At 74.7% G+C, this 2,225-nt stretch carries 3 protein-coding genes; 1 reads left to right on the forward strand and 2 read right to left on the reverse strand.

Annotation, left to right across the window (positions count from 1 at the left end; genetic code table 11):
* Window positions 1-85 precede the first annotated feature (85 nt).
* Window positions 86-829, reverse strand: coding sequence for an NAD(P)-dependent oxidoreductase (locus AC2CJA_RS26260; RefSeq protein ID WP_484605154.1), 744 nt, complete (start codon window positions 827-829; stop codon window positions 86-88).
* Between the two features lie 102 nt (window positions 830-931).
* On the opposite strand from AC2CJA_RS26260, the gene AC2CJA_RS26265 reads away from it, so the two are divergent.
* The gene (locus tag AC2CJA_RS26265; protein ID WP_241718531.1) at window positions 932-1,621 is read left to right on the forward strand and encodes a TetR/AcrR family transcriptional regulator; all 690 of its coding nucleotides are present in this window, start codon (window positions 932-934) and stop codon (window positions 1,619-1,621) included.
* 84 nt (window positions 1,622-1,705) lie between these two features.
* Here AC2CJA_RS26265 and AC2CJA_RS26270 read toward each other — a convergent pair.
* The coding region (locus tag AC2CJA_RS26270) for a mannosyltransferase YkcB-related protein (protein ID WP_484605155.1) at window positions 1,706-2,225 on the reverse strand (520 nt) is incomplete at its 5' end.

The raw sequence follows: 2,225 nt of genomic DNA on the forward strand, positions 1-2,225 counted from the left end.
GCCCGGGGGGCGACGGCCCGGGGGGGGGGCCCGGCGGGGGACGCCCCGGCGCGGGCCGCCCGCGTGCGGTACGACCGGGTCCGGTTCAGCCGGCCGTGTTCGCGCGGCCCCCGGCACGGCCACCACTACGGCCTCCGGCGTGGGCCAGGGCGCTGGGGGTGAGGCGGCCGACGATCGCCGGGGCCTCACGTATGAGCGCGTCGTCGGTGAGCGCCTCCACCATGAACAGCGCGAAGTCCACCCGGCGCGTCTTGTCGCTGGCCAGCACCGGGTCGCCCACGTGCCGGCTCCACACGGGCAGGCCCTGGCTCTCGCCCTCCTCCAGGCTGCTGCCGCGCACCACGGTCCACCGGGTGTCGCTGGCGAAGATCCGGCGGCAGGCCTCCACCTGGTCGTCGATCTCGACGTAGCGCACGAGCCTGCCCACCCGGGCGGCGACCTTGACGCCCAGCCGGAACAGGGGCGAGTACCTGTCCTCGCCGTCGCGGGTGATGTGCCAGCCGCAGGAGAAGACCAGGCGCGCGCCCGGCCGCGCGTGGTCGAGCACCGCCTGCGCCGTGCCCGACGAGTACTGCCGCACCCCCCAGGGCACCAGCACCGTCAGCACCCCGTCGCATCCGGCGACCGCGCGCCGGATCACCTCCCGGTCGTTCGTGTCCCCGGGGACGACGGTCATCCGGCCCTCGAACTCGGCCAGTTTCGGCACGCTGCGCTCCCGGCACACGCCGACGACCTCGTAGCCGCGCTCCAGCGCGTGCCGGACCATGTACTGCCCGAGCTTCCCCGAAGCCCCGACGATGCAGACCCTCTTCATCCGATCCGTGTCCATGGCCCAGCCCTTCCGCCGGAGTCTTCGGCGTTTCCGCCTTACGTTGTAAGGTACGCTAGCCTTACGCCGTAAGGTGGTCAAGCGGGGCGAGAGGAGAGGCGGATGCCCGAGGCGGGAAAGGTCCGGAGCGGGGCGCCGGCGCGCACCCCGCTCAGCCGGGAGCGCGTGATCCGCGCCGCGGTGGCGGTGGCGGACGAGAAGGGGTCGGCCGCGCTCACCATGCGGGCCATCGCCGGGCCGCTGGGCGTCGAGGCGATGTCGATCTACCACCACGTGTCGGGCAAGGAGGACATCCTCGACGGCATGGTGGACGCGGTCTTCGGCGAGATCGAACTGCCGCCGCGCGACACGGACTGGAGGAGCTCCATGCGCCGGCGCGCGGTCTCCGCGCGCGCCGTCCTCCTGCGCCACCCGTGGGCCGTCGGCCTGATGGACTCCCGCTCCCGGCCCGGCCCGGCCACCCTGCGCCACCACGACGCCGTCATCGGGGCCCTGCGCGCCGGGGGCTTCTCCGTCCGGATGGCCGCGCACGCCGTCTCACTGATCGACAGCTACCTGTACGGCTTCGTGCTCCAGGAGCTGAACCTGCCGTTCACCGGCGCGGCCGAGCAGGACGAGGTCGCGGGCGCGATCCTGCGCGAGATGCCCGCCGACGCCTACCCGCACCTCGCCGAACTGGCCGTCGAGCACGTGCTTCGGCCCGGCTACGACTACGCCGGGGAGTTCGACTTCGGCCTCGCCCTCATCCTCGACGGCCTCCACCCGGACGAGACCGAGACCGCGAGCACCTGACCGGATGCGGCCCCGTGGGCGGGAGCCTCCGGCCAGGACTGGCCGGAGGCTCCCGCCCACCACGCGAAGCCCGCTGAACGGCTGTCAGCCGCCGGCCTCACCGGTGAGGTCGTAGAAGGTGGCGGAGCCCACCGTCACCTCCTCGAAGTTCTCCTCCACCCAGGAGGTGATCTGCGAGGAGGTGCCCGACTCGCGGCCCGCGCCGCCGCCTCCGTCCGCACGGCCGCCCGCGCCGCCCGCGATGAAGTAGTGGATCCTCCCCTCCGCCACGTACCGCTGGAACTGGGCGAGTGTCGGCGAGGGGTCCGTGCCGTTGAAGCCGCCGACCGCCATCACGGGCTCGCCGGTCGCCAGCTGGTAGCCGGCCGCGGTCTGGGAGCCGACCGCGGCGGCGGCCCAGGTGTAGCTGTCGGCGTCGGCCTCCAGTAGTTCCCCGGCCTCGGGGCTCACGGTCGCGCCGTTGAGCAGACCGCCCGCGCCTCCCCCGCGGCCCGGAGTACCGCCGCCGTCCCGCTGGCCCGGCCCTGCCGGGCCGTTCCGATCGTCCCGCCCCGCCGCTCCGCCGCCGGGGAGACCGTCGCCGGCCCCGCGGCCGGGCGTGCCG

The sequence above is a fragment of the Streptomyces sp. ATLC9 genome, assembly GCF_057196705.1.